23 protein-coding genes are annotated in these 25417 nt (G+C 44.6%); 18 read left to right on the top strand and 5 right to left on the bottom strand.

Annotated elements, in window-relative coordinates; genetic code table 11:
* The first annotated feature begins 3 nt into the window (after nucleotides 1–3).
* Together lepB and surE are read left to right on the top strand one after the other, a co-directional pair.
* A complete protein-coding gene (gene lepB / locus DCMF_RS05685) occupies nucleotides 4–525 on the top strand; it encodes a signal peptidase I (RefSeq protein ID WP_148133530.1) in 522 nt (173 codons plus the stop codon).
* 25 nt (nucleotides 526–550) lie between these two features.
* A complete protein-coding gene (surE, locus tag DCMF_RS05680) occupies nucleotides 551–1321 on the top strand; it encodes a 5'/3'-nucleotidase SurE (protein WP_148133529.1) in 771 nt (256 codons plus the stop codon).
* Here surE and DCMF_RS05675 read toward each other — a convergent pair.
* Nucleotides 1318–2865 carry a putative polysaccharide biosynthesis protein gene (locus DCMF_RS05675; RefSeq protein WP_148133528.1) on the bottom strand — a complete coding sequence of 516 codons (1548 nt, stop codon included), beginning with the start codon at nucleotides 2863–2865 and terminating at the stop codon, nucleotides 1318–1320. The two genes, surE and DCMF_RS05675, sit on opposite strands and share 4 nt — an antisense overlap.
* 277 nt (nucleotides 2866–3142) lie before the next feature.
* Between DCMF_RS05675 and fusA the strand changes: the two genes are divergently transcribed.
* From fusA to DCMF_RS05610, 13 genes are all read left to right on the top strand, one after another.
* Complete coding sequence (gene fusA / locus DCMF_RS05670; RefSeq protein ID WP_148133527.1) at nucleotides 3143–5188, top strand: elongation factor G; 2046 nt, start codon at nucleotides 3143–3145, stop codon at nucleotides 5186–5188.
* Nucleotides 5189–5321: 133 nt separating this feature from the next.
* Entirely contained in the window at nucleotides 5322–5966 is a 645-nt protein-coding gene (locus tag DCMF_RS05665) for a BON domain-containing protein (RefSeq protein ID WP_214659126.1), read from the top strand.
* Between the two features lie 511 nt (nucleotides 5967–6477).
* Nucleotides 6478–7635 carry a double-cubane-cluster-containing anaerobic reductase gene (locus tag DCMF_RS05660; RefSeq protein WP_148133525.1) on the top strand — a complete coding sequence of 386 codons (1158 nt, stop codon included), beginning with the start codon at nucleotides 6478–6480 and terminating at the stop codon, nucleotides 7633–7635.
* A gap of 44 nt (nucleotides 7636–7679) precedes the next feature.
* Complete coding sequence (locus DCMF_RS05655) at nucleotides 7680–8585, top strand: uroporphyrinogen decarboxylase family protein (RefSeq protein ID WP_148133524.1); 906 nt, start codon at nucleotides 7680–7682, stop codon at nucleotides 8583–8585.
* A 17-nt stretch (nucleotides 8586–8602) separates the two neighbouring features.
* Nucleotides 8603–9673, top strand: a complete 1071-nt coding sequence (locus DCMF_RS05650) for a uroporphyrinogen decarboxylase family protein (RefSeq protein ID WP_148133523.1) — start codon at nucleotides 8603–8605, stop codon at nucleotides 9671–9673.
* A gap of 64 nt (nucleotides 9674–9737) precedes the next feature.
* Nucleotides 9738–10406, top strand: coding sequence for a corrinoid protein (locus DCMF_RS05645; protein WP_148133522.1), 669 nt, complete (start codon nucleotides 9738–9740; stop codon nucleotides 10404–10406).
* Nucleotides 10407–10408: 2 nt separating this feature from the next.
* Nucleotides 10409–11425: a uroporphyrinogen decarboxylase family protein gene (locus tag DCMF_RS05640; RefSeq protein ID WP_148133521.1), complete on the top strand. Its 1017-nt coding sequence runs from the start codon at nucleotides 10409–10411 to the stop codon at nucleotides 11423–11425.
* Between the two features lie 484 nt (nucleotides 11426–11909).
* Nucleotides 11910–13343, top strand: coding sequence for a trimethylamine methyltransferase family protein (locus DCMF_RS05635; protein ID WP_148133520.1), 1434 nt, complete (start codon nucleotides 11910–11912; stop codon nucleotides 13341–13343).
* 25 nt (nucleotides 13344–13368) lie between these two features.
* Entirely contained in the window at nucleotides 13369–14001 is a 633-nt protein-coding gene (locus tag DCMF_RS05630; protein WP_148133519.1) for a cobalamin B12-binding domain-containing protein, read from the top strand.
* 29 nt (nucleotides 14002–14030) lie between these two features.
* Nucleotides 14031–15497 (top strand): trimethylamine methyltransferase family protein, encoded by a 1467-nt coding sequence (locus DCMF_RS05625; RefSeq protein ID WP_148133518.1) that lies wholly within the window; start codon nucleotides 14031–14033, stop codon nucleotides 15495–15497.
* Nucleotides 15498–15689: 192 nt separating this feature from the next.
* Entirely contained in the window at nucleotides 15690–16712 is a 1023-nt protein-coding gene (locus DCMF_RS05620) for a uroporphyrinogen decarboxylase family protein (protein ID WP_214659125.1), read from the top strand.
* A 191-nt stretch (nucleotides 16713–16903) separates the two neighbouring features.
* Nucleotides 16904–17365 carry a pyruvoyl-dependent arginine decarboxylase gene (locus DCMF_RS05615; RefSeq protein ID WP_148133516.1) on the top strand — a complete coding sequence of 154 codons (462 nt, stop codon included), beginning with the start codon at nucleotides 16904–16906 and terminating at the stop codon, nucleotides 17363–17365.
* A gap of 329 nt (nucleotides 17366–17694) precedes the next feature.
* Nucleotides 17695–18426 (top strand): N-acetylmuramoyl-L-alanine amidase, encoded by a 732-nt coding sequence (locus DCMF_RS05610; protein ID WP_236860198.1) that lies wholly within the window; start codon nucleotides 17695–17697, stop codon nucleotides 18424–18426.
* A gap of 155 nt (nucleotides 18427–18581) precedes the next feature.
* Here the strand turns inward: DCMF_RS05610 and DCMF_RS05605 are convergent, their stop codons facing one another.
* The 3 genes from DCMF_RS05605 to DCMF_RS05595 form a co-directional block, all read right to left on the bottom strand.
* Entirely contained in the window at nucleotides 18582–19400 is an 819-nt protein-coding gene (locus tag DCMF_RS05605; protein WP_148133515.1) for a L,D-transpeptidase family protein, read from the bottom strand.
* Nucleotides 19401–19509: 109 nt separating this feature from the next.
* A complete protein-coding gene (locus DCMF_RS05600) occupies nucleotides 19510–20433 on the bottom strand; it encodes a polysaccharide deacetylase family protein (RefSeq protein ID WP_214659124.1) in 924 nt (307 codons plus the stop codon).
* 265 nt (nucleotides 20434–20698) lie between these two features.
* Entirely contained in the window at nucleotides 20699–21133 is a 435-nt protein-coding gene (locus DCMF_RS05595; protein WP_214659123.1) for an EamA family transporter, read from the bottom strand.
* Nucleotides 21134–21350: 217 nt separating this feature from the next.
* Here DCMF_RS05595 and DCMF_RS05590 point away from each other — a divergent pair, with 217 nt between their 5' ends.
* Nucleotides 21351–22244, top strand: coding sequence for a VanW family protein (locus DCMF_RS05590; protein WP_148133512.1), 894 nt, complete (start codon nucleotides 21351–21353; stop codon nucleotides 22242–22244).
* 276 nt (nucleotides 22245–22520) lie between these two features.
* Here DCMF_RS05590 and DCMF_RS05585 read toward each other — a convergent pair whose 3' ends face one another.
* Nucleotides 22521–23654 (bottom strand): acyltransferase family protein, encoded by a 1134-nt coding sequence (locus DCMF_RS05585; protein WP_214659122.1) that lies wholly within the window; start codon nucleotides 23652–23654, stop codon nucleotides 22521–22523.
* A gap of 313 nt (nucleotides 23655–23967) precedes the next feature.
* Between DCMF_RS05585 and DCMF_RS05580 the strand changes: the two genes are divergently transcribed.
* Both DCMF_RS05580 and DCMF_RS05575 read left to right on the top strand, forming a co-directional pair.
* A complete protein-coding gene (locus tag DCMF_RS05580) occupies nucleotides 23968–24504 on the top strand; it encodes a YhcN/YlaJ family sporulation lipoprotein (RefSeq protein ID WP_148133510.1) in 537 nt (178 codons plus the stop codon).
* A gap of 261 nt (nucleotides 24505–24765) precedes the next feature.
* On the top strand, nucleotides 24766–25293 hold the full coding sequence (locus DCMF_RS05575) for a ferritin-like domain-containing protein (RefSeq protein ID WP_148133509.1): 528 nt from the start codon (nucleotides 24766–24768) through the stop codon (nucleotides 25291–25293).
* Nucleotides 25294–25417: the final 124 nt, after the last annotated feature.

Here is a 25417-nt window from a genome sequence, read left to right as displayed (position 1 = left end):
AATATGGACAAAATAAAACATTTTGCCAAAGAAGTGGTCAGTACCATTCTGATCGCCGGGCTGATCACGCTGGTGTTAAAATCATATATTTTGGATAACCGCATAATTCCTTCTTCCTCGATGTATCCTACTATATACATTGGTGACATGGTTTTGGTAAACAAATTTGTCTATCGTTTTCATACGCCGGAACGCGGGGACATCATTGTTTTTAAACCTCCGGCCGAAGTGGGGCAGGAGGACCTGATCAAAAGGGTGATCGGTCTTCCGGGTGAAACGGTGGAGATTAAAGACCATCTTGTTTATATCGATGGAAAGCCCCTGGAAGAGAACTATTTAAATGAGGCCCCCCAGTATACTTTTGGGCCGGTGCAGGTACCCCAAGGCAGGTTATTTGTGATGGGAGATAATAGGAATATGAGCTTTGACAGCCACCTGTGGCCCCAACCCTTTTTGAAGGTAGAATCTGTCAAAGGAAAGGCTTTTTTCCGTTATTGGCCGATCAAACGGATAGGCAGGCTTTGATAAATGATGAGAGGAGGATAGTGGCGTGAAGATTCTTTTAACCAATGATGACGGTATTCAGGCGGAAGGAATCCAAACTTTGCGGCGGGCACTGAGTGAAATCGCCGATGTCACAGTGGTGGCGCCCAGTTATGAAAGAAGTGCTACCGGTCATGGGATTACGGTACATAAACCGATCAGGGCGGAAAAAGTGAGGTTGAAAGGATCGGACAGGGATCACTGGTCCGTGGTTGGGACACCGGCAGATTGTGTCAAATTAGCTTTAGAGGCCTTACTGACAGAATCTCCGGACCTGGTTGTGTCCGGGATTAATCACGGGGCAAATTTGGGCACGGATGTGCTCTATTCCGGCACGGTATCCGCTGCCATTGAAGCCATGATCAACGGATTGCCCGCGGTAGCTGTTTCTCTAAACGACGATACGGTACTGGATTTTTCTTTTGCCGCTCAATTTGCCGCTAAATTATGCCAGTTGTTAAGATTAAAAGGGTTCCCCACGGATACCCTTCTGAATGTAAACATCCCCAACAGTGAGCCGGACTCCATTAAAGGAGTCAAAATTGCCGCACTGGGATCCCGGCATTATATCAATACTGTGCAATGCCGCACAGACCCCCGGGGGCGGGAATACTTCTGGCTGGCAGGAGATGTGGTGAATGTGGAGGGGAACGGAAACACGGATGTGGATGCCATTCGAAACAACTACATTTCCGTTAGCCCGATTCACTTTGACCTGACGCATTATAAAGTCATGGAAACCATTCAATCCTGGGGGATTGAGGACCTGATCCCCTAAAACCATCTGCCTAATAAGGGGAGTCTTTTCATCGTGTGGACCGGCAAACCGCCGGTAAACAATAAAATGAGAAAATAGGCCAGGGTAGAGACGGAGATGGAGATAAGAATACATAAGCCTAGACTGGGTACGATGGGGCGCAGAAATTGATCTGCTCCTTCCAGGATCAGCAGGGAAAAGAGACCGGCTGCGGCAGGCTTTAAAATAATATTGGAGAAGGGCAAGGTTAACCGGGCATTTTTGGTGAGGTAAAATAAGTTTAGGGTACTGCCGACAAAGTAACTGAGACTTAAGGAGATGGCGGCCCCGTTAATCTCAAGGCCCGGAAGAGGGGTGAGCAGCATAATGCCTCCAATCAAACAGATACCGGAACAGATCATGTTGAAGAGGAGCATTTTTACATACCCCGCCCCTTGAAGGATGCTGGTCAAAGTTTGCTGCAAATAGCAGAAGATGCCTCCCAGGGCAAGGAATTTTAACGGCTCTCCCGCTTGGGGAGCATGAAAAATCAGGTCGCAGAGTTCTCCTGCGTAGTAATAAAGGACTAACATGCTGGGCAGGGAGAAGGCCACTGTGATCCATAATGCCTCGGATACCCGATGGTTTAACAGCTTACGGTTTGCCCCCCCCATGAGTTCGGCCACGGCCGGGATGATGGATACGGCCATGGACATGGTGATAATGCCGGGAAGATGCAGCAGGGTCAATGCGACGCCGGAAAAACGTCCGTAAATTTCGGTAGCGGCCCGAAGGTCATTTCCCGCCATCATCAGCCCCCGGGGAATTAAGGAGGCCTGCAAGGTCATGAGCAGGCTGGCTAAGAGCCGGGTTAAGGTCACCGGTGTCCCATAGGAAAAAAGGCTCTTGAAGATGGACCACCAGGCTTTGGTAGGCGGGGGACCCGGCTGGGGTGTTTTGGTCCTGCGGTATCTGAGGATCATGTAAAGCAAACCGGCCAATTCTCCTAAGACAGAGGCCACGGACACCGCAACAACGGCAACTTCCAGTCCATATTTTCTTAACTTTACGGCCAGCGTGATGCCCACCAGCACGCGGATGCTTTGTTCAATGGTTTGGCCGACGCCAATGGCGGAAACTTGTTTTGTTCCCTGAAAGTAGGCCCGGAACACAGAACAGGTGGCAATCATAAAAATGGCGGGAATCATGGTGATGAAACAAAAATCGATGCGCCGGTCCGGGACAAAATGGCTTAGGATTGTCGGTGCCCAGAAAATAACCAGCACCGTTGTAACTACCCCGGAAGTGGAGAGAAGAAACAGGGTCAGGCGAAAAATTCTTTTCACATTGCCCAGGTTTCCCCGGGCGGATTCTTCTGCGGTCAATTTGGACATCGCCAAGGGGATCCCCCAGGTGGTTAAGACGAGCAGAAAGGTATAGAAAGGCATGACCATTTCCACTAAACCCACACCTTCTGTGCCTAAAACCCGGACGAGAACGACCCGGTAAAAAAAACCCATAAATTTTGCCAGAAAGTTTGCCACCAATAAGATAAGCGCGCCATATAATAATCCTTCTTTTCTCATGATTTTAACCTCGTCATTTCCGGACGGTTTATGGATTTTGTCCTATTGAGGATAATTATGCTTTTTCTCAGTATTATAGTACCAATTATTGGGTAAACTGTATGGGATAGGGAGTGTGCAAAAAAATTAAATGCAAAACAAATCAAAAAAGTTTGAGGGATAAAAAGGATTTTTTAGGATTTGAGGATAATATATAAAGTTAACATTTTGTTGTGATAGGATCATAAAATTCTGAGCATGAAGTTTAAATTTTTCGGAAACTGAAGGAGGATACTAAATGAAGGTTTACCCGTCACAAAGTATTAGGAACATTGGTATTGTCTCGCACCAGGGTGCGGGAAAAACGTCCCTGACCGAAAGCCTGCTCTTCAATACAGGGGCAACCAGTCGTTTGGGAAAAGTAGATGAAGGTAATACCGTTGCCGATTACCATCCTGAGGAAATTAAGCGTAAAATTACCGTAAATACTTCCTTGGTCGCCTGTGAATGGCGCAATACAAAAATAAATTTGCTGGATACGCCGGGATTCTCTGACTTTTTTGGAGAAGTAAAGGGGACGCTGCGGGTTTCTGATTGCATTTTAATGGTGCTGGATGCGGTTGCAGGAGTAGAAGTCAGTACGGAAATTATTTGGGAGTTGGCGGATCAAATGGATCTGCCTCGGGTGGCCGTGATCAATAAAATGGACCGGGAAAACGCCGACTTTCTAAAAGCCTTGGACAGCATGCGGGAAAAACTGACCAAACAAATTGTGCCCATTCAGTTGCCCATTGGCGCGGAAGCCAGCTTTAACGGCATGGTAGATTTGATTGAAATGAAAGCGTATAAATATGACGGATCCGGCAAGGCAAGTGAAATCCCCATTCCGGGTGATTTAATGTCGGAAGTGGAAACCTACCGGGAAATGCTGATCGAAGCGGCAGCTGAAGGCGAAGATGAATTAACCATGAAATACCTGGACGGCGAACAGTTAACCGACGGAGAGATCGTTGCCGGCTTGAAAGCGGGAATTACTGCCGCCAAAGTTGTGCCGGTACTCTGTGCTTCTGCCTTGAAAAATATTGGCGCGGACCGGTTGTTAAATGTTTTAGTGGATTATGTGCCGTCTCCTTTGGACAGGGCGGAAGATAAGAACGCCGAGTCTAAGCCCATGGCAACATTGGTGTTCAAAACCATGGCTGACCCCTACGTGGGCCGGATCAACTTTTTCAAGGTGGGACAGGGTACTTTTAAAGGTGATTCTTATGCCTTTAATGCCACAAAAGAAGCGGAAGAAAAAATCAGCCAGCTTTTTACCATGCAGGGTAAGACCCAGATGCAGCTTCCCGAATTTAAATTCGGCGATATCGGGGTGGTGGCCAAATTAGCGCAAACCAATACGGGTGATACACTCACCACAAAAGACAGCGGTGTGGTTTTGGAAGGCATCGACTTCCCCATTCCCACTTTAACCGTTGCCATCGAGCCCAAGTCTAAGGGAGACGAGGATAAACTGGGTAATGCTATTCACCGTCTCTTAGAAGAAGACCCTACCTTAAGACTGGAGAAAAACATTGAAACACGGCAAACCCTGCTTACAGGGATGGGTGAAGCCCATATTGATATTACCATTGAACGCCTGCACCGGAAGTTCGGAGTCGAGGTAAAGACCCTGGAAGCCAAGGTTCCCTACCGGGAGACGATCAAAGGCTCTGCCACCCGGGTGGAAGGGAAACACAAAAAACAATCCGGTGGTCACGGTCAATATGGTCATGTCTATATTGATATTGCCCCCTTCCCGGAAGGCGATTTCGAATTTACGGAAAGTATTTTCGGCGGATCTGTACCCAGACAGTATGTTCCTGCAGTAGAAAAGGGCGTCCGGGAATCGATGGTCGAGGGGATTCTGGCCGGCTATCCGGTCACCAATCTGAAGGTTAATCTTCAGGACGGTTCCTTCCACCCGGTAGACTCTTCTGAAATGGCATTTAAGATTGCCGCTTCTTTGGCTTTCCGAAAGGCTTGCGAACAGTCAAAACCCGTCCTCCTGGAGCCGATTATGAATGTGGAGATTTTGGTACCGGACCAATTTATGGGGGACATTATGGGGGACTTGAACAGCAAACGGGGCCGCATTTTAGGGATGGAAAAGAGCGGAAATTTGCAGGTGATTAAGGCGAATGTTCCTTTATCCGAGATGTATCGCTATGCCATTGACCTCAAGTCCATTACCCAAGGTCGGGGAACTTTCACCATGGGATTCTCCCGGTACGAAGAAGTTCCCGCTAGCATGGCGGAGAAAATCATTGCCGCTGCCAAGGCTGAAAAGGAGAAGGAACAATAATCCTTTTTGCCTCCTTGATCAGTGCAACCCCAAAAATAAATTTTCTGGATTCCACAGGGTAAATTTTGTTTTACCCTGTTTTTTTTATGGTGTTAAGGGAAAAATATTTTTACAAGATAGTGAGGTGAAAAAGATGCAGAGGGAAAAAGACGACATCTTGAAATTAAGGCTGGAGCAGGAACTGCCGGATGCACTGGAAGTACATTTTGATATCCGGGAGGGGAAAGTATCGTTAACCGGGGTAGTCGACTCTCTGGAGGACAAAGATCAGGCCGGACAGATGGTGTCCCAAATACCCGGCGTGGTTTCTGTGGAAAACCATTTGACCGTGGCCGGAGATAAACGTTTTACAGACAGCAAGCTAGGTGAATTAATTCAGGAAAGACTGATCGAATCCGGAGACAGGGATCTGACCGGATTAAGTTTTCAGGTCCATCACGGCGTTGTGGTGCTGCAAGGGGAAGTGAGCCATCTTGATGCCCGGGAAAGTGCCGGCACATTGGTCTCTCAAATACCCGGGGTAGGGGAAATCCAAAATCAGATTCGGATCCGGACCGAGGAAGATAGCGCATCCATCATGAATGACTTGTCGCTTAGTTTATCCCGGGAAGGCGTTAATTTATCGGAAGTGGAAATCCGCTCTCAGGGAAACCAGGTGATTCTGGGCGGTTGGGCGCAAACCCGGCAGGATGCAGAAAGAATTATGAAAACCGTGCGCCATGTGAACGGGATCAAGAACATCAAAAACCAAATGATGATCAGAGAAGAGCTTCATTAAAAAAATCGCCTGGGGCGATTTTTTTTGTGGATAAATATAATTTATCTATGCTGGCGCTCACATAAAAAGTATTAGTTAGAAAGTAACATCCCTACTTGATATAATCATTGAGGAAGTATTTTAATAAAAAACCTTAAGTATATATAGCTTTAAAATCAAGAAGATTCTGGTGCATCTATTCGTACTATTTTTCACGTAATCACCTGCGATGATACTTTTGAACACAACTATCGTTATATGATTTCATATATATCGATAAAGAGACAAAAATCGCATCATCGGCTGTGACCTGAAAAAGCAGTGTTTAACTGAAGTCTTTCCCTGAAAAGAAATTGGTGATACGGCTGAATGAGGAGGTGATTTTTGAAAAGTAAGAAATTTGCCGTTTAAAATGAGACGACGAAAAATAAACCGGGTTTAGCAAGAGGATGTAGGAGATTAACTCAGCCGTCATGACCAAAGGTTACTAAAATACATGAAGATAATATTTAAAAAAGGGGGAGTGTTTAAATTGGAAATTAGAAAAGAATTGCCGGAAGTATTTGAGGAATTTGCCGAAGCGAGAAAAAACTCTTTTTTGGCGGCAAAGGCCCTTAAGGAAAAGGATATACCGCTCATCGGAATTTTCTGTACCTATTTTCCCGTGGAATTCGCCCAAGCAATGGGAGCGGCTGTAGTTGGGTTATGTGCCACCTCCGATGAGACGATTCCAGATGCGGAAAAAGATTTACCGCGCAATTTATGTCCCTTGGTAAAATCAAGCTATGGTTTTGCGAAAACCGACAAATGCCCGTTTTTCTATTTCTCGGATTTGGTTATTGGTGAAACCACTTGTGATGCCAAGAAAAAAATGTATGAATATTTGGGTGAGTTTAAGCCTGTTCATGTGATGCAGCTGCCCAACCGGCAAGATGAAGAGAGCTATCAGCTTTGGAAAAAAGAAGTGATCAAACTAAAAGGGATTTTGGAAGAAAAATTCGGGGTAGAAATTAGTGAAGACAAACTTAGAAAAGCCATCAAGACCCGAAACGAAGAGAGAAAAGCAGTTAACGCCCTTTTTGCGCTCATGAAAAACGATCCTGTGCCCATGATGGGGTATGATTTATTTAAAGTGGTTTACGGGAGTAGTTTTAAATTCGATGTGGAACAAGTGATTGAAGAAATTAAAGGGATTACGGAAAAAGTCAAAAAAGAATATGCGGAAGAACAAAAAATCCCTCATAAACCCAGAATTCTGATTACCGGATGTCCCATTGGAGGCGCTACGGAAAAAGTAATCAGGGCGATTGAAGATAACGGGGCTGTTGTGGTGGGTTATGAAAACTGTGTCGGCTTCAAAAAATACGACCGTTTGATTGATGAAGAAAAAGAAGATGTCTACGATGCCATTGCCGAAAGATATTTCAAAATCGGCTGTTCTATTATGTCTCCGGACAAATATCGTTATGAACTATTAGGCCGAGTCATTGATGAATATCACGTAGATGGCGTGGTAGAAGTGATCCTGCAAGCCTGTCATACCTATAATGTGGAATCCTTTGGCATCAAACGATTTGTCAATGAAACCAAGAAAATACCCTATCTCGCGCTGGAAACCGATTATTCTCAAACAGATGTGGGCCAACTTTCCACCCGATTGACAGCATTTATAGAAATGCTAGAGGTATAACATGGAACATTTGCCAATGCTAATTTTTGGGGGGAGTCCGTTCAATGACTGATTTAAAGGAAAACAAAGGAAAAAAATTAGTGGATTTTAAATGTAAAAGAGCAAATTCCTCCGGTTTCAGCGATGAAATAATCCGCAAGTTAAATTTGCGCTTTCCCCAAAGCTATCACGATGCCCGTCAGATGGCGGAAATTTCCCGAGCAATAAAAGAAGAGGAAGGAAGCCAGGTTTGCATTTTGCCCTTTTGCCATACGGTGGAGGGGGAAGCTTTCGGAGGCTTGATTAATTTAAGTGACGGCAAATTCGGGCCCCGTACCGCCGCCTATGCTTATCAGTCCGTTGAAGAGCTTTTATCTTTGCCGGACTTTGATTTTGGGCAGGGAAGAATCAGTGAGGTTTTAAAGGCGTGTCAAATTCTGAAGGACCAAGGGGAAAGGGTTGTTTTGGAGATTTCCGGCTTTTTTACAGTGTTGAATTCTCTCATTGATACGACCAAAATTTTCAAAGTATGGCGCAAGGATCCCGGGACTGTGGAAAAAATCTTCCAGACGATCGCGAAAAATTTGAACAGGTATTTTAGGGAAGCCAAAAAAGCCGGTGTGGATGTGATCTCTTATGCGGACCCGGCAGGAAGCGTAAATATTGTGGGACCGAAATATACGGAAGTTGTGGCGAAAAACTTTACCTATCCTTTCATAAAAGAGGCGGCGTCTTTAGCCGATGAACATTGTATTATTCACTTATGTCCAAAAACAAGCCTGATTTTACTTAGCTTGGGCTTAGCAGAAAGACAGGATTTACAATTTGCACAAGGGATTCATTATGTGGAGGCCTGCTTAAAGGCCATGGGCCAGGAAAGAATTATCGGTCAGCTGTGCATGAAAGATTCCCGGTGTGTTTTGTCCCATGGAAAGATTAAAGCATTGCGTCTGGTGAATCAAATAAATTGAAAAAGGTGGTAGAAAAAATGCATAAAGAAGATCAAATGACTCCGTTGGAACGGGCTGCAGCAATGGCAAAAGGGGAACCTTTCGACCGGTTGGCCATTGTGCCCTTCTTTGTAACCGTGGCCGGAAAGGTAGCCGGGATGACACATCGAGAAAAAAGAAGCTCCGCGAAGAATCAGGCGGCAGCTCAGATTGCCTGCTATGAAAAATTCGGACATGACTGTTTGGTAGTGGAATATGGTTTGCTGGGGGTTGGGCAAGCCTTGGGCAGTACCCTTTCCGACCCGGCCGATGATGCGACGGCAATTGCCACCCATGCCTTGCAAAATCTCAATGATCTCAGTTCTTTGGACTTATCCCGGGTGGAACGGAAAAACCACCCCTGGTTCCAGCTAAATTATGATGCAGCCCAAATCGTACTGGAAAAAGTGGGGAAAGAAGTTCCGGTAGGGATTAGTATCCCTGGGCCTTTTACTGCAGCCTCTACCATCTGCCCCACCGATGTTTTATTGAAATCAGTAATTAAAAAGCCTCAAAAACTTCATGAAATGATGCGTTTTTGTACGGACGCCGTAAAAATTGTTTTTGACGGTTTTTTGGAATTAGGTGTTGGCTTTACCCTGTGCGATCCTGTGGCATCAGGTACCGTGTTACGCAAAAATGTTTATGAAAACTTTGTTGCACCTTATACAAAAGAATTATTTGATTATTTCCATAGTAAAGGCTCCGGTGCTTGCTATCATATTTGCGGCGATACCACTTCCATTACCGAAAGTATGGTCGATACCGGCTGCGATGCCTTAAGTATCGATAACCGGGTTGATATGGCCGTGGTCAAAGCAAAAGTGGGACATCGTGTGCCCATTATGGGCAATGTAGACCCTGTGGGTGTTGTTTATCAGGGGGACAGAGAGTCTATTTTTGCCGGGGTGAAGGAAGCGGTAGGCAAATCTTATGATAGCCCGTGCGGTTATACGATTTCCACTGGTTGTGATATTCCCATCCGTACGTCGATGGAAAATATGTTATCGTTGATGGAAGCAGCAAGATATTATGGCAAAATGCCCTTGGATCCCAAAAAATTTGACTAGAAAAAGGAAACATAGAAAAGAAATAAATAAAAAATCATCAGAGGAAAAATGGGAGGGTACAAGAATGAAAAGTCAACAAGAGTTGTTGCTGGCGTTGTCTGACTGTGTGGTAAATATGGAAGATGAATTAGTCGGCGGAGTTGCGGAAGAATATGTCGCAGCCGGTTATCCGGCTTTGGAGGGAATTTTAAAAGGCTTGGTAGACGGTATGGAAAAAGCCGCTGATTTATATGAGCAGCAAGAATATTTTATTCCCGAGCTTTTGGTTTGTGCGGACGTAATGTACAACGGCTTGGATGTTTTACGCCCTCACTTGGAACAAGCTGACAGCGGAAAGAAACACAAAGTGGTCATTGGTGTGGTAGAAGGAGATACCCATGATATTGGTAAAAACCTGGTAAGAATTATGTTGGAAGCAGCAGGCTATGAGACCTATGATTTAGGACGAGATGTTCCCTTGCAGCGTTTCGTAGATAAAGCGAAAGAGGTAAAGGCAGACGTAATTGCCATGTCAACTTTAATGTCTACTACGATGCCGGGGATGGGTGAAGTGATTGAATTGCTGAAAGGGGCAGGTATCAGAGAGCGGATTAAGGTCATTATCGGCGGTGCGCCCATTTCACTGGCTTTTGCCCAAAAAATTGGTGCCGACGGTTATTCTGCCAATGCTGTCGATGCCGTGAAGGTGGTTGACAGGCTTATGGGAGCCGGGACAGTGGTATTGGGGGCTTAAAAATGCATGCTTTTACCCCGAAGGAAAGGCTTTTTGCGGTGGCAAAAAAACAACAAGCGGATAAACCACCCTGTATTTGTCCCGGCGGTATGATGAATATGATGTTCCAAGACATTATGGTAGCATCAAAATGCCTTTGGCCGGAAGCACATCTCGATCCCGAAAAAATGGCAGGTCTCACCTATGCCCTAAATGAAGCCGGCGGCTTTGAAAACTACGGCGTGCCTTTCTGTATGACGGTGGAGGCTGAGGGGATGGGCGCCCAGGTAAACATGGGGAATTTACTTTATGAGCCTCATGTCGTCGATTCTCCTTTGACATCTTCAGCCCAGGTGGAGCTATTGAAACCCTTGGCGATAAATTCCGGAAGAGCAAAAGTGGTTCTTGATGCGATTAGAATTTTAAAAGCAAAAAATACCGATGTGCCCATCATTGGCAACCTCACCGGGCCGGTCAGCACTGCCGGAACCTTAGTGGATATGTCTGTTCTGCTCAAAGAGTATCAAAAAAAGCCCTTGGTGGCGGAAAAGCTGATGGACTTTATCGTAGAGAATCTAATTATTTTCGGCAAGGCCCAAATAGAGGCGGGAGCCGATGCTATTTGTATTTCCGAGCCCAGCGGCACAGGTGAAATCTTGGGCCCGAAAAGATTTCGGGACTATTCCGTAAAATATGTCAATGAAATTCTGGACGCCTTAGAGGTTCCCGTAAAAATTGTTCATATTTGTGGCGACCTGAAGACTGTTTATCGCATGATCCCGGAGCTCCATTGTGATGTATTCAGCTTCGATTCTATTGTACCCATAGAGGAGATTAAGGAATATATCCCGGAAAAGGCGGTTATGGGCAATGTGAATACCTTTGCTTTGGGTACCATGCCACCGGAGAAGGTTGCCAGCCTGGTGCGCTTTGCCATGGCCAAGGGGGCGGATATAGTGGCACCTGCTTGCGGGCTTCCTACCAATACTCCTTTAATAAATGTGCGAACAATGGTAGCGGTGACAAAAGGGATAAGCTAATAAAATTCATGGGGAAAATACAAAGGTGGCGGAAGAGCTGAGGCAGAGAAGGGTAAATTCAGAGTAATTCATAGAAAAGGCTTTAAACCTTAGAATATCAAGGTTTAGAGCCTTTTCTATGAGGTGGGAGAATGATGGCAGACCCATTAATGGAATACAATAATAAAGATGTTCGATATGAACAATAGAAAAAATTTATTAAAAAAGATTTATCAATAAATGTTTGAATGTTCAGAAATTCGGCAGGAATTTTTGAAATTATGGAGAAATAAACCAAATAAAAAACATCAAGTATTCTTAAAGAATACAAGAAGTATTCGACATCATTGCCGAGCGCAAAAAGGCCTGAAGGGATAAGGAAAAAAACAGAAGCAAGAGGAGGTGAAAATCTTTCAGATTCAATTTTGCAGAAATTTAGTTCTGGAGTTGTGGTGCAAAAAAATTATGGGAATTCAGAGAGCGGGTAAGAAAGGAGAGACGATAAGTGACGAAAAAGAGTTTATATGTCAGATCTAATTTTAAAGTAAACCAAACACCTCAGTTTAAGGTGTTAAGCGGTGACCAATGTGAAGACGTATACCTGAGTGCCTTAGAGGTTTTAGAGAGAACGGGCGCAGACATATTGAGTAAAGAAGGTTTGGGATTATTCAAAAACGGCGGGTGCTGGGCTGAGGGAGAGAGGGTGCATTTTCCTTCCAGTGTAGTAGAGAGGGCAGTGAAAAATGTCCCTTCCCGGATCGTGATCAGCAACCGGAAAGGTGAGCGCGCCTTGTTTCTAGAAGCCCAGAATGTGTATTTTGGGCCCGGTTCAGGCCAAAATTATGTCTTTGATATCCTTACCGGTGAAAGGAGGGCCTTCCAAAGAGAGGATCATGAACATACTGCTACTGTGTGTGATGCTTTGCCCAACATTGATTTTGTGGCGGGAAAGGGAGCCTGTGCTTTTGCAGACTTAGTAAAGAATACCACAAAGCCGATTGTTCAAAAGGCTTCAAGTGTGGATCAGTGCAGGGATATTGTTAACCTGGCTGTTGCTGTGGCAGGCAGTGTTGAGGCGGTGGAAAGGAAACCTTTCTTTATTTTCCAGGTGGAATCGGATTCTCCTTTAAGAGGCTCTGCGGCAGCCCTTGATCAGGTTATTTTTGCCGGTAAGAAGAGGCTTCCGGTAATTTATTCCACCCGGGCTTTTGCCGGTGACGGGCTGCCTGTAACGATGGCCGGAGCCCTTGTAATGGCCTTGGCCGATAGTTTGGTAGGTCTTGTGGCCAATCAATTGGCAGGATGCGGAGCGCCTTTCATGATGGGCGGCTTACTATCTGCTCTGGACTTGGACAACGGCAGCCAGTCTTGCGGGGCTCCCGAGCATGGCTTGCTGTCATCTGCTTTCGTGGATGTATGCCGCTATCTGCAGATACCCAACTTTTCGATGGGAGGATGTACGGATTCCCCTGTTTTAGATGCGCAAGGAAGCGTGGAAACCGCTTTTTCCGTCTTATCCAGCGGTTTAAGCGGGGCTAATCTCATTCAAGGCTGCAATGTGATGGAATCGGGCAATACTGCTTCCTTAGATTTACTGGTGATGAATGACGAAATAATCGGTATGGTGAAGAGAATTCTCAAAGGGATTCCTGTAGATGACGACACCATGGCAGTAGACGTGATTGATGAAGTAGGGCCGGGAGGACATTTTTTAGGATCGGAACATACCATTTTGAATTTTCGCAGTCAAACATGGTGGCCTACGATTATAAACAGAAATCGTTATGACGATTGGACTGGGGCCGGAAAGAAGACCTTGGCCCAACGGGTAAACGAAAAAACCCGGGGAATTCTGAACAACCATCAGCCGGAACCTCTGAGCCAAGATACACTGGCCAAAATTAACGAAATTCTGAGCAAGATTGAATACAAAGATTAGTGGAATAGAAAAGGAGGCAAAATGAATGGCAAATTTTGAAGAACTGTCCAAATGGGTCATCGCAGGTAACATGATAAAAGTAAAAGAGCTTACCCAGGCCCTTGTTGATGAAGGCAGTGCCCCTTTGGATATTATTAATCAGGGTTTAATTGCCGGAATGAGCGTTGTCGGTGCCCGTTTTAAAAATGGCGAAATGTTTGTGCCGGAAGTTTTAATGGCGGCAAAAGCCATGGGTTCCGGAATCGAAATAGTAAAGCCTTTTATTGCCGATACCGACATGCCCTCTGTTGGGAAAGTTCTCTTGGGCACCGTAAAAGGAGACCTGCATGACATTGGGAAAAACCTGGTGGGCATGATGCTGGAGAGCGGCGGATTTACCGTGGTGAACATGGGAATCGATATTTCTCCGGAGCAGTTTGTGGCAGCGATCAAGGCGCATCATCCGGATATTTTAGCCATGTCCGCTTTGCTTACCACGACCATGCTGCATATGAAAGACACCATTGAGTTATTGAAAGAAGAAGGCTTAAAAGATCAGGTCAAAGTAATCGTAGGTGGCGCCCCTATTTCTCAGGATTTTGCGGACGAGGTGGGAGCAGACGGGTTTGCTCCTGATGCCGCTTCTGCGGTGGATCTGTGCAAAAAGCTTTTAAGCTAAGGATTGAGAGTAAGAAAGGAGAGATTTGCATGAAAACCAGAAGCAATTACAAGGCTAATGCCAGTACGTTGTTTAGTATTCTCTCTCCCGGCCAATGCGGGGAAATCTATCTGGCTGCCCAGGAGGTGCTGGAACGTACAGGAGTAACCTATTATGACGACGAAGCTCTGGAAATTTTGAAAAAAGCAGGTTGTTTTGTAGACGGCAACCGGGTAAGAATTCCCTCTTATTTGGTAGACCGTGCTTTGGCATCCGTACCCCACCGGGTTACTTTATGCAACAGCCGCACCGGCTCCCGGGATGTCCTCTTAGAAGGGAACAACGCCTATTTTGGCACCGGCTCCGACACGCCCTTTTATATCGATCCTTTTACCGGGGAAAGGAAACGGTCTACGGTAGAGTCGGTGGGATGGGCATGCAAAGTAATTGATGCACTACCCAATATTGATTTTGTCATGTCACTTGGTATTGTGCAGAATGTGCCTCTTTTAATATCGGACAGATACCAATTCGAGGTGCAGGTCTTAAATACAGGCAAGCCAATTGTGACCACAGCCCATGACATATACGGTTTTGCCGATATTATTGAAATGTGCGAAATTATTGCCGGCGGGGAAGAAGCATTGCGCCAGAATCCCTTTATGACCTTGTATGCAGAACCGATTTCACCCCTGCAGCATGCTTGGGAAGCGGCCTCAAAATTGATTTTGGCGGCGAAAAAGGCGCTTCCTGTAGTGTATACGCCATGCGTCATGGCGGGAGGCACGGTTCCTGCTACGATGGCGGGAGTTTTGGTGCAAGGAATTTCGGAAAGTTTGAGTGGGTTGGTCTTAAATCAATGCACCCGAGAAGGGGCTCCATTTATTATGGGTGGTGTATTTACCGTGATGGATATGGCCACAACCATATTCTCATATGGTTCACCTGAATTTAACCTGCTCATGTCGGCTCTCGCCGATATGGCCCACTATTTAAGGCTGCCCATGTTTGGTACCGCCGGGTGCTCGGACTCTTGTATTCCCGATGAACAGGCAGGGCTAGAAGGGGCGCTTTCCATTACCATGACTGCCCTATCCGGGCCCAACTTAAACCATGATGTGGGCTATGTGGAATACGGAAGTACCGCCAGTTTGGAGCTTTTGACCATGGCCGACGATATGATCGGCATGGCTAGAAGGCTGGTCAAGGGAATTAAATTTGATGATGAAAGGTTAGCCGTTGATCTGATTGATCAAGTTGGCCCCGGGGGCAGTTTTAGAGAAAAGGACCATACTGCCCAATTTTCCGGGCAAGAGATTTGGAAACCCGGTCTGATGAAGCGCCAGAGTTTTGATTCCTGGCAAGCAGCGGGAGGGAAGAGTTTGACCCAGGCTGCCAACGAAAAGGTGAAAGACATCATTCTGAACTATCAGCCGGACCCACTACCGGAAACGGTTCAGAAAAAAATCAAGGCAATTGTTGAGCGGGCAAAGGACAATCTTATGGCGAAAGCTTAATAGGGAAGTGACTGCCTGTCGACTTTAGGTGGGCAGTCACTTTCTTTTTTACTTTTAGAATTTATAAGCTTGAAAAGCTTGAAAGTATAAGTGCAACGAAGGCTTGCGCATCGTTAAAAGCTTAGCGTAAGCCGAATTCTCTAATCATTTTTTTGGAATCTTAGAGAAAATCAGAGGATAGAAGGTGCTATCGTGCTTACTCCCAAGGAGCGTCTTAAATGTGGCTTGAAAAAAAAGTCCGTGGATCGTGCTTCCTTCATTTGCCTTGGCGGCCCCATGAATATGCTGGTGGAAGAAGTAATGGATTTAGCCGGCTACTCATTGTCTGAAGCGCATACGAATCCGGAGGTGATGGCAACTCTTGCCGCCAGTATGTATCGGTATGGGGAAGTGGACAATTTTGGATTACCCCTTTGTGGGACAATAGAGGCAGAGGCCATGGGGGCTACTGTGCACCTGGAGACGAAGCTGTTCCGTCCTGAAATAATCGCCGGCCCCATTGACTTCATTGAAGATTGGGAAAAACTAAATCCTCTGAATTTGCGCCAAGGAAGGGTTAAGGTGGTATTGGATGCCATGAGAATCCTTAAAAATAGATGGCCAAATGTGGTGCCCATCATCGGCAACCTAGTTAGTCCGTTAAGTCTAGCCACGCTGCTCATGAAATCTGAAAAGGTTTACGATGATTTTATCAGAAAGCCTAAGGAGGCTCATGCATTTATGAAGTTTCTTACAGAGAACCTGATTCAGTTTGGGTTGGGCCAATTGAAGGCAGGGGCAGATGTCTTGGCCATTTCTGATTTCCACTTAAAAGAAAAAAATGGGCATCCCCGGTTGTTTAAGGAATATACCATACCCTATGTAAACGCGATTATTGATGCTGTCAAAGGCTTTACTGCCACCGGCACCCTGATCCATTTTAGTGGGTGGTCATCCGCTGAATGGGAGGAATTAAATCTTTTACACAGTGACGCGATAAGCTATAGTCCGGCTCCCAGTGCGGTGACCGGTTCTCATAAGGCGTTGATCGGCAGTATTCCTAGTGATTTTCTTGAACAGGGGACTCCGGAAGAGATCCGGCTCGTCGCCCGAAAATTACTTAATCAAGGGGCCACGGTTTTGCTTCCTTCCTGCGGCATTCCGATCAAGACCCCTCTGAAAAATATCCAGTCCCTGGTGGAAACTGTTAAGTTGTTTGGCCCTGTTTGGTCTTAGAATGTCAGGGGGACAGGTCCCTTGACATAATGAAATAGGGCAATAAAGGAGGGGAGCGATAATCCGGCAGGTAGTCAGAAGTGACGGTGAGAAAATAAAAGATACAGCAAAAAATAAAAGATTAACGATATGACCGGGTGATGAATATTCTAATCTAACCGAGAAATACAAAATAATTGGGGGAATGAAAAATGTTGCCCACACCTAAAAGATTTACCTTGGTTGCGGGTTCCGGCGAAGGCAACACGCCATTGACCGCCTTTGACAGCGCTTTATTAAATGCCGGCGCAGGAAATCTCAATCTGATTAAGGTATCCAGCATTCTTCCGCCTCAAGCCCAGTATGACCCGAATCTTTCCATACCGCCCGGTTCCATCGTGCCAACTGCTTTTGGGGCCATATCAAGCTCAAAGCCGGGAGAAATTATAACCGCAGCCGTAGCAGTGGGAATACCGGAAGAGGACACTTTCGGCGTGATCATGGAACACTCCGGACACTATCCCAAAGATGAAATAGAAAAGCAGATCAAAAATATGGTGATGGAAGCCTCTTCTTTTAGGGGTATTCCTCTGCGGGAGATAAAAATTGCCGCCGCAGAGCAAAAGGTTAAAAGCTGTGCCAGCGTTTTTGCCGGGCTCCTGCTCTGGTATTAAATATAAATTTTTCACACAAAACGAGGTTGGGAATTTTCTCAACCTTTTATTGTTCCTTCCCACAACGGAAGAAGAACCTTAACCGGCCCTTATTTAGCTGTCCATTGTTTGTCGCCTCTCTAGTACCCTTTCTTTCAGGCAGGCTGGGAATACATCTCCGATCCTCTTAGCTATAGCCTCATGAATTTTTTCCTAAGAGTTTCGAGAATACTAATTAAAATGAATAAGCAGCCGGTAAAAAAGTTATTTTCTCTAAATCCGGCCTTTATCCAAGGCATCAAAGAAAAACGAGGAGGATGCCCATTCTTCAGAATTAGAGCAAAAGGGGCGTGAAAGAAAAATATATGAAAACAGGATCTGTTTTTCTAACTATTTTCATTAGTTTCTTTGTTATTTTACCAGCTAGACTCTGCAGTGCTTCGGATGATCCTGCCATTCCCTATCCAATCATTGTTGCTGTTGATCCTGGACATGGGGGCTATGATCCGGGCGCGACATTTGGTAATATTATGGAAAAGAATATCAATCTTGCCCTCTGTGAAAAATTAAAAGAACACCTGGAGAGTAAAGGAATTCTTGTAATTCTCACTAGGGAGGGCGATTACAATCATGCCATTAAAGGCCTTCACGGACGGGAAGCAAAACGCTACGATTTAGATGAGCGTATTGAGATGGTCGATAGTAATCATGCGCAAATATTACTCACTGTGCATGTGAACAAGAGCAAAAAAGCCTCCTACGCCGGGGCGGAAGTGTTTTATCATCCCAAATCCCTAAAAGGGAAAATACTGGCTTCTTACATCCAGGAAGAATTAAGAAATATACCGGAAATGAAAAAAAGGATATCGAAGATCAGTATGTGTTATCTGCTCTGCAAGGCAAAAACTCCTGCCGCGCTGATAGAAATCGGTTATTTAAGCAATCCGTCTGAGCGGGAAAAATTAAAAGACCCTGCTTACTTGGATCTCATCGCGGAAAAAATCGCGGCCGGGACAATCAAATATTTAACTTCTCCGGATCACATTTACGAATATGTTTTAACATTTCTTCCGGTTCCTTAGGAAATAGGGGAGTATTGAGTGAAAGAATACTGAAAGGTGAGGGGTAAAAAATTTTTGGATCGTCCTTTAGGTCCTGGGTTGCGGGGTGCACAGCCTTTCAAACAGGAAAGGCAGATGAAATGAATCATCTACCTTTTCCTTGATTTGATTACAGTTTATTTCCGGATCGTAACCGGCGTTCCAACTCCAACATAATCGTAAAAATCCTCCACATCCCGGTTGTTCAGCCCTACACAGCCCCAGGTCCAGTCTTTTCCTAAAGCAGGTGTACTTCCGCCGTGAATGCCGACCCCGCCTCCTAAGCCGGTACGCTGGGGAGGAACCTGTCTGCTATTAAATGCTGTAACAATTTGATCATAGGTCCCTTGATTAATTAAACCTTGATTCAACCCCCGGTCAGCATCCTCAATATTGGGGTAGCTGAGTCTCATCCATCTGGAACCTAAATAAGGATCGGCGGGATTTAATACCGATTTTTCACAAATATAGAAGGTCCCTTCCGGTGTTTTATGGTCTCCGGCCACTGCTTTATCTCCCGTGCCACTATCTCCCAGTTCTATATGATATGATTTTAACGGTACGCCGCCGGATAAAATCGATAATGTGTGGTCCGATTTATCGACCAAAATGGTTAATTGAGACTTCGCTTCAGGTTTTTCCCGGAGTATTTGTGCCAAGGACGTTCCTGTGCTAGCCGGTGCTTGTCCTCCGCTTCCTTTCGGAATGTCCAATACCTGACCTGGGCGGACTTGATCAGTCTGCAAATTGTTCGCCCGTTTTAAATCCGCCACAGAAATACCGTTATTTCGGGCAATCAGATACAAAGAATCCCCGTTCTGCACCGTATACGGATAGGAATCTGCTGCCGCGACCGGGGTGGGCTTAAGGTCAAAGGAAAAAAAGCCCCAAACTAAAAAAACCGTTCCCAGCAGAACCAAGGATCCCAATAATGGCTTCCGTAATTTCTGTACCATACAACTTCCCTCCTTAACGTTTGTGCTTATTTGTCCGGAAGAACAACACTTATTTTAACATATTGTTATTTTACCGGCCTTCGGGAATTGGAGGGAAGAACACATTAATTTACCATCTTTTATCCTGAACTCGCCCGAATAAAGTTTGATCAAGTGAAAAAGGCATCAAGCAGTTGTTAAAATTACTCTGAATGCTATAACTTATATTACCCAAAGAAATTTTAAAGTCTTCGATCAGCGCAATTAACCAACTCAGTCTTAGTTCCATCACAAACAGCCAGTGTCCCCAGGCACCGCTATGCATTTCTTTTACAGACATCCGGCGGATTTTAAATAAATCAGTATTACCGTAAACAGCCGCTCCCGGGGAGCTAGAAAAGGCTGCCTCAAATTCTTTTTTAGCTATTTGAACGACGTCAGGATTGATGCTTCCGTAGGGATAGGCCAAAAAATTCACGTGATTCGTTAAATGTCTTTCCAATGCGTCCTGAGAGGCGGATATTTCATATTGCACCTGTTTAACGGGGATCTTGGTTAGATTGAGATGATGAACGGTGTGGGCCTGAAAAGAAATACCGTTTGTTTCCATCCATTTTATTTGATCCCAATTAAGCATCTTTTTCCGCGGCACACGCCCCTTATCCCAAGAATTTTGTCCCCCCACCTGCCCGGTTACCATAAAAATTGTTGCTGGGTAAGCGTATTTTCTCAGCAGGGGAAAGGCCTCCCCAAAATTGTCTTCATACCCATCATCGAAGGTTATCGCTACGGCCTTTCTGGGCAACGGCTTGCCGTCCTTTAAGTACTTTACCGCTTGCTGCAGGGAAACCACATGATATCCCCATTTTTTTAAATGGTTCATTTGCCAGTCAAAATCTTCCGGGGTAACTCTGATCAGTTCTTCTGACGCCTGGTCATTGTTGACGGCATGATAATGTAAAATAACAACTCCCTGGCTGTACCAGAGGAGCCCGATAAAAAAAATGATTACAAAACCCAATGCCAAGAAAAGATAAATATTCATTTTCCTCATGTCATAATTCCACCCTAAAAAGTTAATTAATATCTTCCTCCGGTGCGGAAAACTCATATTTAGTATCTCTTCTCTTTTAACAAAAACACGGGGTAGCTACAAATATTTTAAATATGCATGATAAATTCTTCCCTATTCTCGAGGCACAAGGGTTTTGTGGCCATTACCTCCCCGGATGATGATACAAAGACTCTCTCAGTAATTTAAAATGAATAATTTTCTTGATCGTAGACCAGGAAATACACGTATGGTCCGAGAAATATTTTTAGCGTAGATCCGAATTATAACCTATCAGTATCAGCCCAACAATAACGCAAAGGGCTCCCACAATTTTTGTGAATGACATGTTTTCTCCCATAAACCACCAGCCGATCCAAAGGGTGATTAACGGTGAAACAGAAAGAATAATAGCTGTTTCACCGATATTACCCCATTTTATCGCGGCGTAATAGGCCAAATCTCCGGCAAAGGTGGCAAAAAAGGCTTCTAATGCGAGAAACCACCAAGCGCGTGCCGATATCGTCGGAATGCGCCAGATACTTCCACTAAAACTGGCCCAAGTACCAACTAAAAATACCGTAATCAGCGTTCTTGCTGCCAGCCCATCCATGGGATGAATCCCTCTTAAACCTATTTTGCCGAAGGCAGGAGCAATTCCCCAACAGATCGCACTAATTAAAGCCAGCAAAAAAGTAAACAAAGATAATACACCTCTACATATTTGAAACATTATTTTATTTCTATTCCAGAACAAGCGGAGCATACCATTTTTTAAAACTTATTTAAAAACTAAATCCTTACGTCTTAAAAAGGAAAAACTTATCTAAAAATAAGGGGAGAAAAATGTAAAATATTACACGTTTTAATCCCATAGCGGTGAGGAAAAATAGTTAATAAAATTAACGCAGGAGCGTTTTATGAGAATAATCGTAAAACCCGGATGCTTTTTTTTCGCCATAATGATTGTTTTAATTTTGCTTTCCCCTGTACAATTATGTGCCGATCTGAATTTTAGTCTTAATGAATACCCGCCGCAATACTGGATTCTGGGGAAATTGTATAGCGAACCCTTGCCATGGAGTACTGATCAAGAGTTTCAGAAAGCGATTAAGCAAAATGGCACCTTCATTTTAATGGCGAAATATCAGGCGACCCTGGTAGATCCACTACCTGGGGAAATATTTAATGTTAATATTGCGGCAAAAAAATTAGCCGGGACAGTCATTCAAGATGGGGCCGTTTTCTCTCAAAATAAAAAACTAGGCCCATATACCAGCAATCAGGGCTATCAATCGGGTCCGATGTACAAAGGGATGAAGGTTGTTACATCAGTAGGGGGAGGAGTATGTAAGATCGCTTCCGTTTTGTATAATTTAGTCATTTTGAGTAATCTCCCGGTGATTGAACGGCATCATCATGGTATGACAGTTCCTTATGTTCCTCCGGGACAAGACGCTACTGTGTGTTATGGGGTAAAAGATTTTCGGTTCCTAAATAATAGCGGTGGTCCCGTCCTAATCTGGGCGGAAATGGTCGACCATACCCTTTTTATTGCTTTCTACGGGAGAAAAATTTCCCCTGAAGTTACCTGGCAGCATCAGACGATAAAAAAAATTCTGTATTGGAAAATATATAAATACAATAAGAATCTGCCTAAAGGATCTGAGAAAGTGGTGATTCCAGGGCAAAATGGCCTAATTATCCGTTCTTTTATCACCATTAAATACCCCGACGGGAAAATTGAAGTAAAGAAAATGGGCAAAAGTTATTATGATCCCATGCCCGAAGTAATTGAAAAAGGATTAAAATAAGGCTTTGAAGATTTATCTTCAAAGCCTTATTTTCCGGTAAAAGATGATGCTTATTTTTTTATATTCACAATCGGCTGGACGCATTTTCCGATGCATCCAGGAAAGTGATTGAAGCAAGTTCTTAATTCAGATGGAGATCCTTTTACTCCATCTGAATTTTAGAACTGCAAATGCATGACTTAGTTGGCGTTGGACTCCCGCCGTTAGCGGCCAGGGGACACACCTCTTCAAGGAATGTCCCCAATTATGCGGGAGACTTACGCCAAGTTAGTCAGGTTAAATTTTAATATAAATCTTTCGCTTGTAAAGGAAGAACAATAATAACCATTCCAAGAAAAGTTGTATCAAAGCCGTGACTAAATCCAAACTTTGACCCCAAAAAGTTTGTGTTCCTGCCGTCAACCAGCGGGCAATCCTGTCAAAGGGTATAAACCTGGCTGCCAAATAAATGAAGATGGAGTTCACACCAATTACAACAAAGGGAAAGGCCCATTGCCTATAGCCGCGTAAATCGATGAGCCAGTGAAATACAGCCAATAGAATAGCTGAAAGACCTGCGGTGAAGAGGACAAATGAACTTGACCAGAGGTTTTTGTTGATGGGGAAGATAGGGTCCATTAAAAGACCAATCATGGTCAGTGCGATGCCGGAAAAAACCATTACCTGCACCCGGTGTAGGGGGTTAACCGGTTTTCCTTTCCATTCCCTAACCTGGAGCAAGTGCCCGGCCATTACCCCCAAAAGGCATGTTGCCACGGCAGGCAGGGTGCTCAAAATGCCCTCCGGATCCCAGCTACCATGGTAAAGACGGCCAGGTAATAAAAGGATGTCCACATAATGCTCCAGGTTACCTTGTTCCGTCCAAATTCCTGCACCAAAACCAGGTACCGGCACGAAGCGCATTATTGCCCAGTATCCAATTAAAATTATCGGTATAATTACCGCCTGGGTGCGTGTTTTGTTATAAATAGTAATGAATGAGGCAAAAAAATAACAAAGGGCAATCCGTTGCAGGACCCCCATGATGCGAATAGCGTCAAAATCAGGATAGGATCTAAAATCCAAGTTATATACGATTCCCAATGCGAAGAGAATGATGGTCCGTTTAAGGATGTGTTTCATCATGGTTCCCTTACCATCGCCGCGCCCCTTTCTCTTTTTTAATGATAGAGCGAGGGAAACCCCTGTCATGAAAATGAACAGGGGAAAGATGAGATCGTAAAAGGAAAACCCATTCCACTTTGTATGCGATAGCTGTCCGGCCACCACAGATGCCCCCGGCAAATTCAGGCTGGCCATACCGCCGGCAATTGCCCGGGCGCCCACAATCCAAAACATGTCGAATCCGCGTAGCGCATCCAAGGAAACAAGGCGATTCTTTTGTATCCCGGGAGACATATTTGTTGCCATGCGCATATCCTTCAAAAGGCCCTCAGCCAAAAGGGCCCTTTTTCCCTCTCGCAACAGAGTAACAATGCAAGGCCAGTGCCGCTCATGAAAAAGCTACTTTTTTGGCAATTTAACACTGACCAGCTACCTTATTGTTCCAATAATGTTTTCTACTTATTCCGTTTAACAATAGTCAATTCAGCAGCGGTCATTCCGTTGGGTAAAAAGCATGATTTGGAACCATTTTCAAAGGAAGTAAATATCCCCAATAAAACACCAGGATTTTTTTTGTGACATTCCATAGTACTAATAAAAACTTTAAGGAGTGGTTAGAATGAATCGGAAAATATTAACCTGTGTTTTGCTAGGGATTTTTTTATTTGTATCCGTCATCGCTGTGGGATGTGCTCCGGCCCAAAAACCCGTGCCCACCCCAGAAAAATCTATTGTACCGGCTCCGGCCCGAAAAATAGCTCCGGCGCCAACTCCTTCAGGCCCTCAGGTACCTGCACCTCGAAAGACAGCCTCAGGAAGATCAATGGACCTGTCCAGGGCTAAACTGATTACTCAAAAAGTGGATGCTTTACCTGATGTAAAAAAATGTACGGTCGTTGTAACGAAAAATACGGCATACATTGGTTTAACTCTAGAACCCGGAGCAAAAAAGGAAACAACGGAACCTGCAGTTTCCTCTAAGGTTATGTCCACTGAACCTTTGATTAACACGGTATACGTTACCTCAGACCCAAGAATGGTCAGCCGTTTGAAAAGAATTCATGACGAGATTGCCGGAGGAAAACCAATTACTAATTTCACAAAGGATTTAGCAGTGATTGCTGGAAGTATGAGCACACGGACCACAACTCCCTAAGAAAGCAGAAACGTATGAGGGACTTCGCCGATCAAATAAGGATAGCAGGACAGAATCTCAATAAACGATTATAACGGTTATGAAACCAGGATGCATGGAAGGAGCCTAACCGATACAGTTTTAGCGGGAAACATTCTTCAACTGCCGAACAGCGATAAGCTAAAAGGTAAGGCCGATAAGAAGAAAAAATAAGCAGTTTTGTTGCACAAAACAGGGCCTCTGCATATCTAATTAATAGATAAGAAAAAGGAGGTCCTGATTGTGTTTGGTTATTGTCCGATCAGCATGGGCCAGTATCATTTTTGGCGATCCTCAGTAAGCGGTGGGGTCGGCGCGTGTAACTTTTTTCCTAACCAAACGTATTACCCGGAAAATGCGCTAAACAAATCTCTTTCCTTGATTAAAGATGCGGTTAACGGGGAAAAAGAGGATGAAATGTTTTATGACTATCTCATCAGTGTGGCACCAACTCAGAAAGATAAAACGATCATTGCCAGTATCCGTGACGACGAGAAAAAGCATAACCAGATGTTCCGCCAGTTATACTGCGAGCTTACGGGTGTTACCCTTCCGCCAGGAGAAAACATAGAAAGTTTTACTCCTCCCAAAAGTTATTTGGACGGAATTGAAAAAGCCTTATTTGGAGAATTGGGTGCCGTAGAAAGATACCGTCAAATTTTTTTCGGGTTGTCTGAGCGGCACCAAATAAATATGATTACGGAAATCATTACGGATGAAATAAAACATGCGGCGAAATATAATTTTCTTTTTGCAAAAAACACCAGGTAACAGAGGAACTGTTGAACACTTCAATAATTTTTCAGAATCGGAGTAAACGAAGGGATGATTTGATCCTGAGAAAAGGGAAAAGGAAACAACCTCTAATCCAGAGGTTGTTTTTAATTTTGGCTTT

The organism is Candidatus Formimonas warabiya (genome assembly GCF_002777255.1).
Classification (GTDB): Bacteria; Bacillota; Dehalobacteriia; order Dehalobacteriales; family Dehalobacteriaceae; genus Formimonas; species Formimonas warabiya.
The sequence above is the reverse complement of the archived record's forward strand: the minus strand, read 5'-3'. Positions and strand labels throughout refer to the sequence as shown.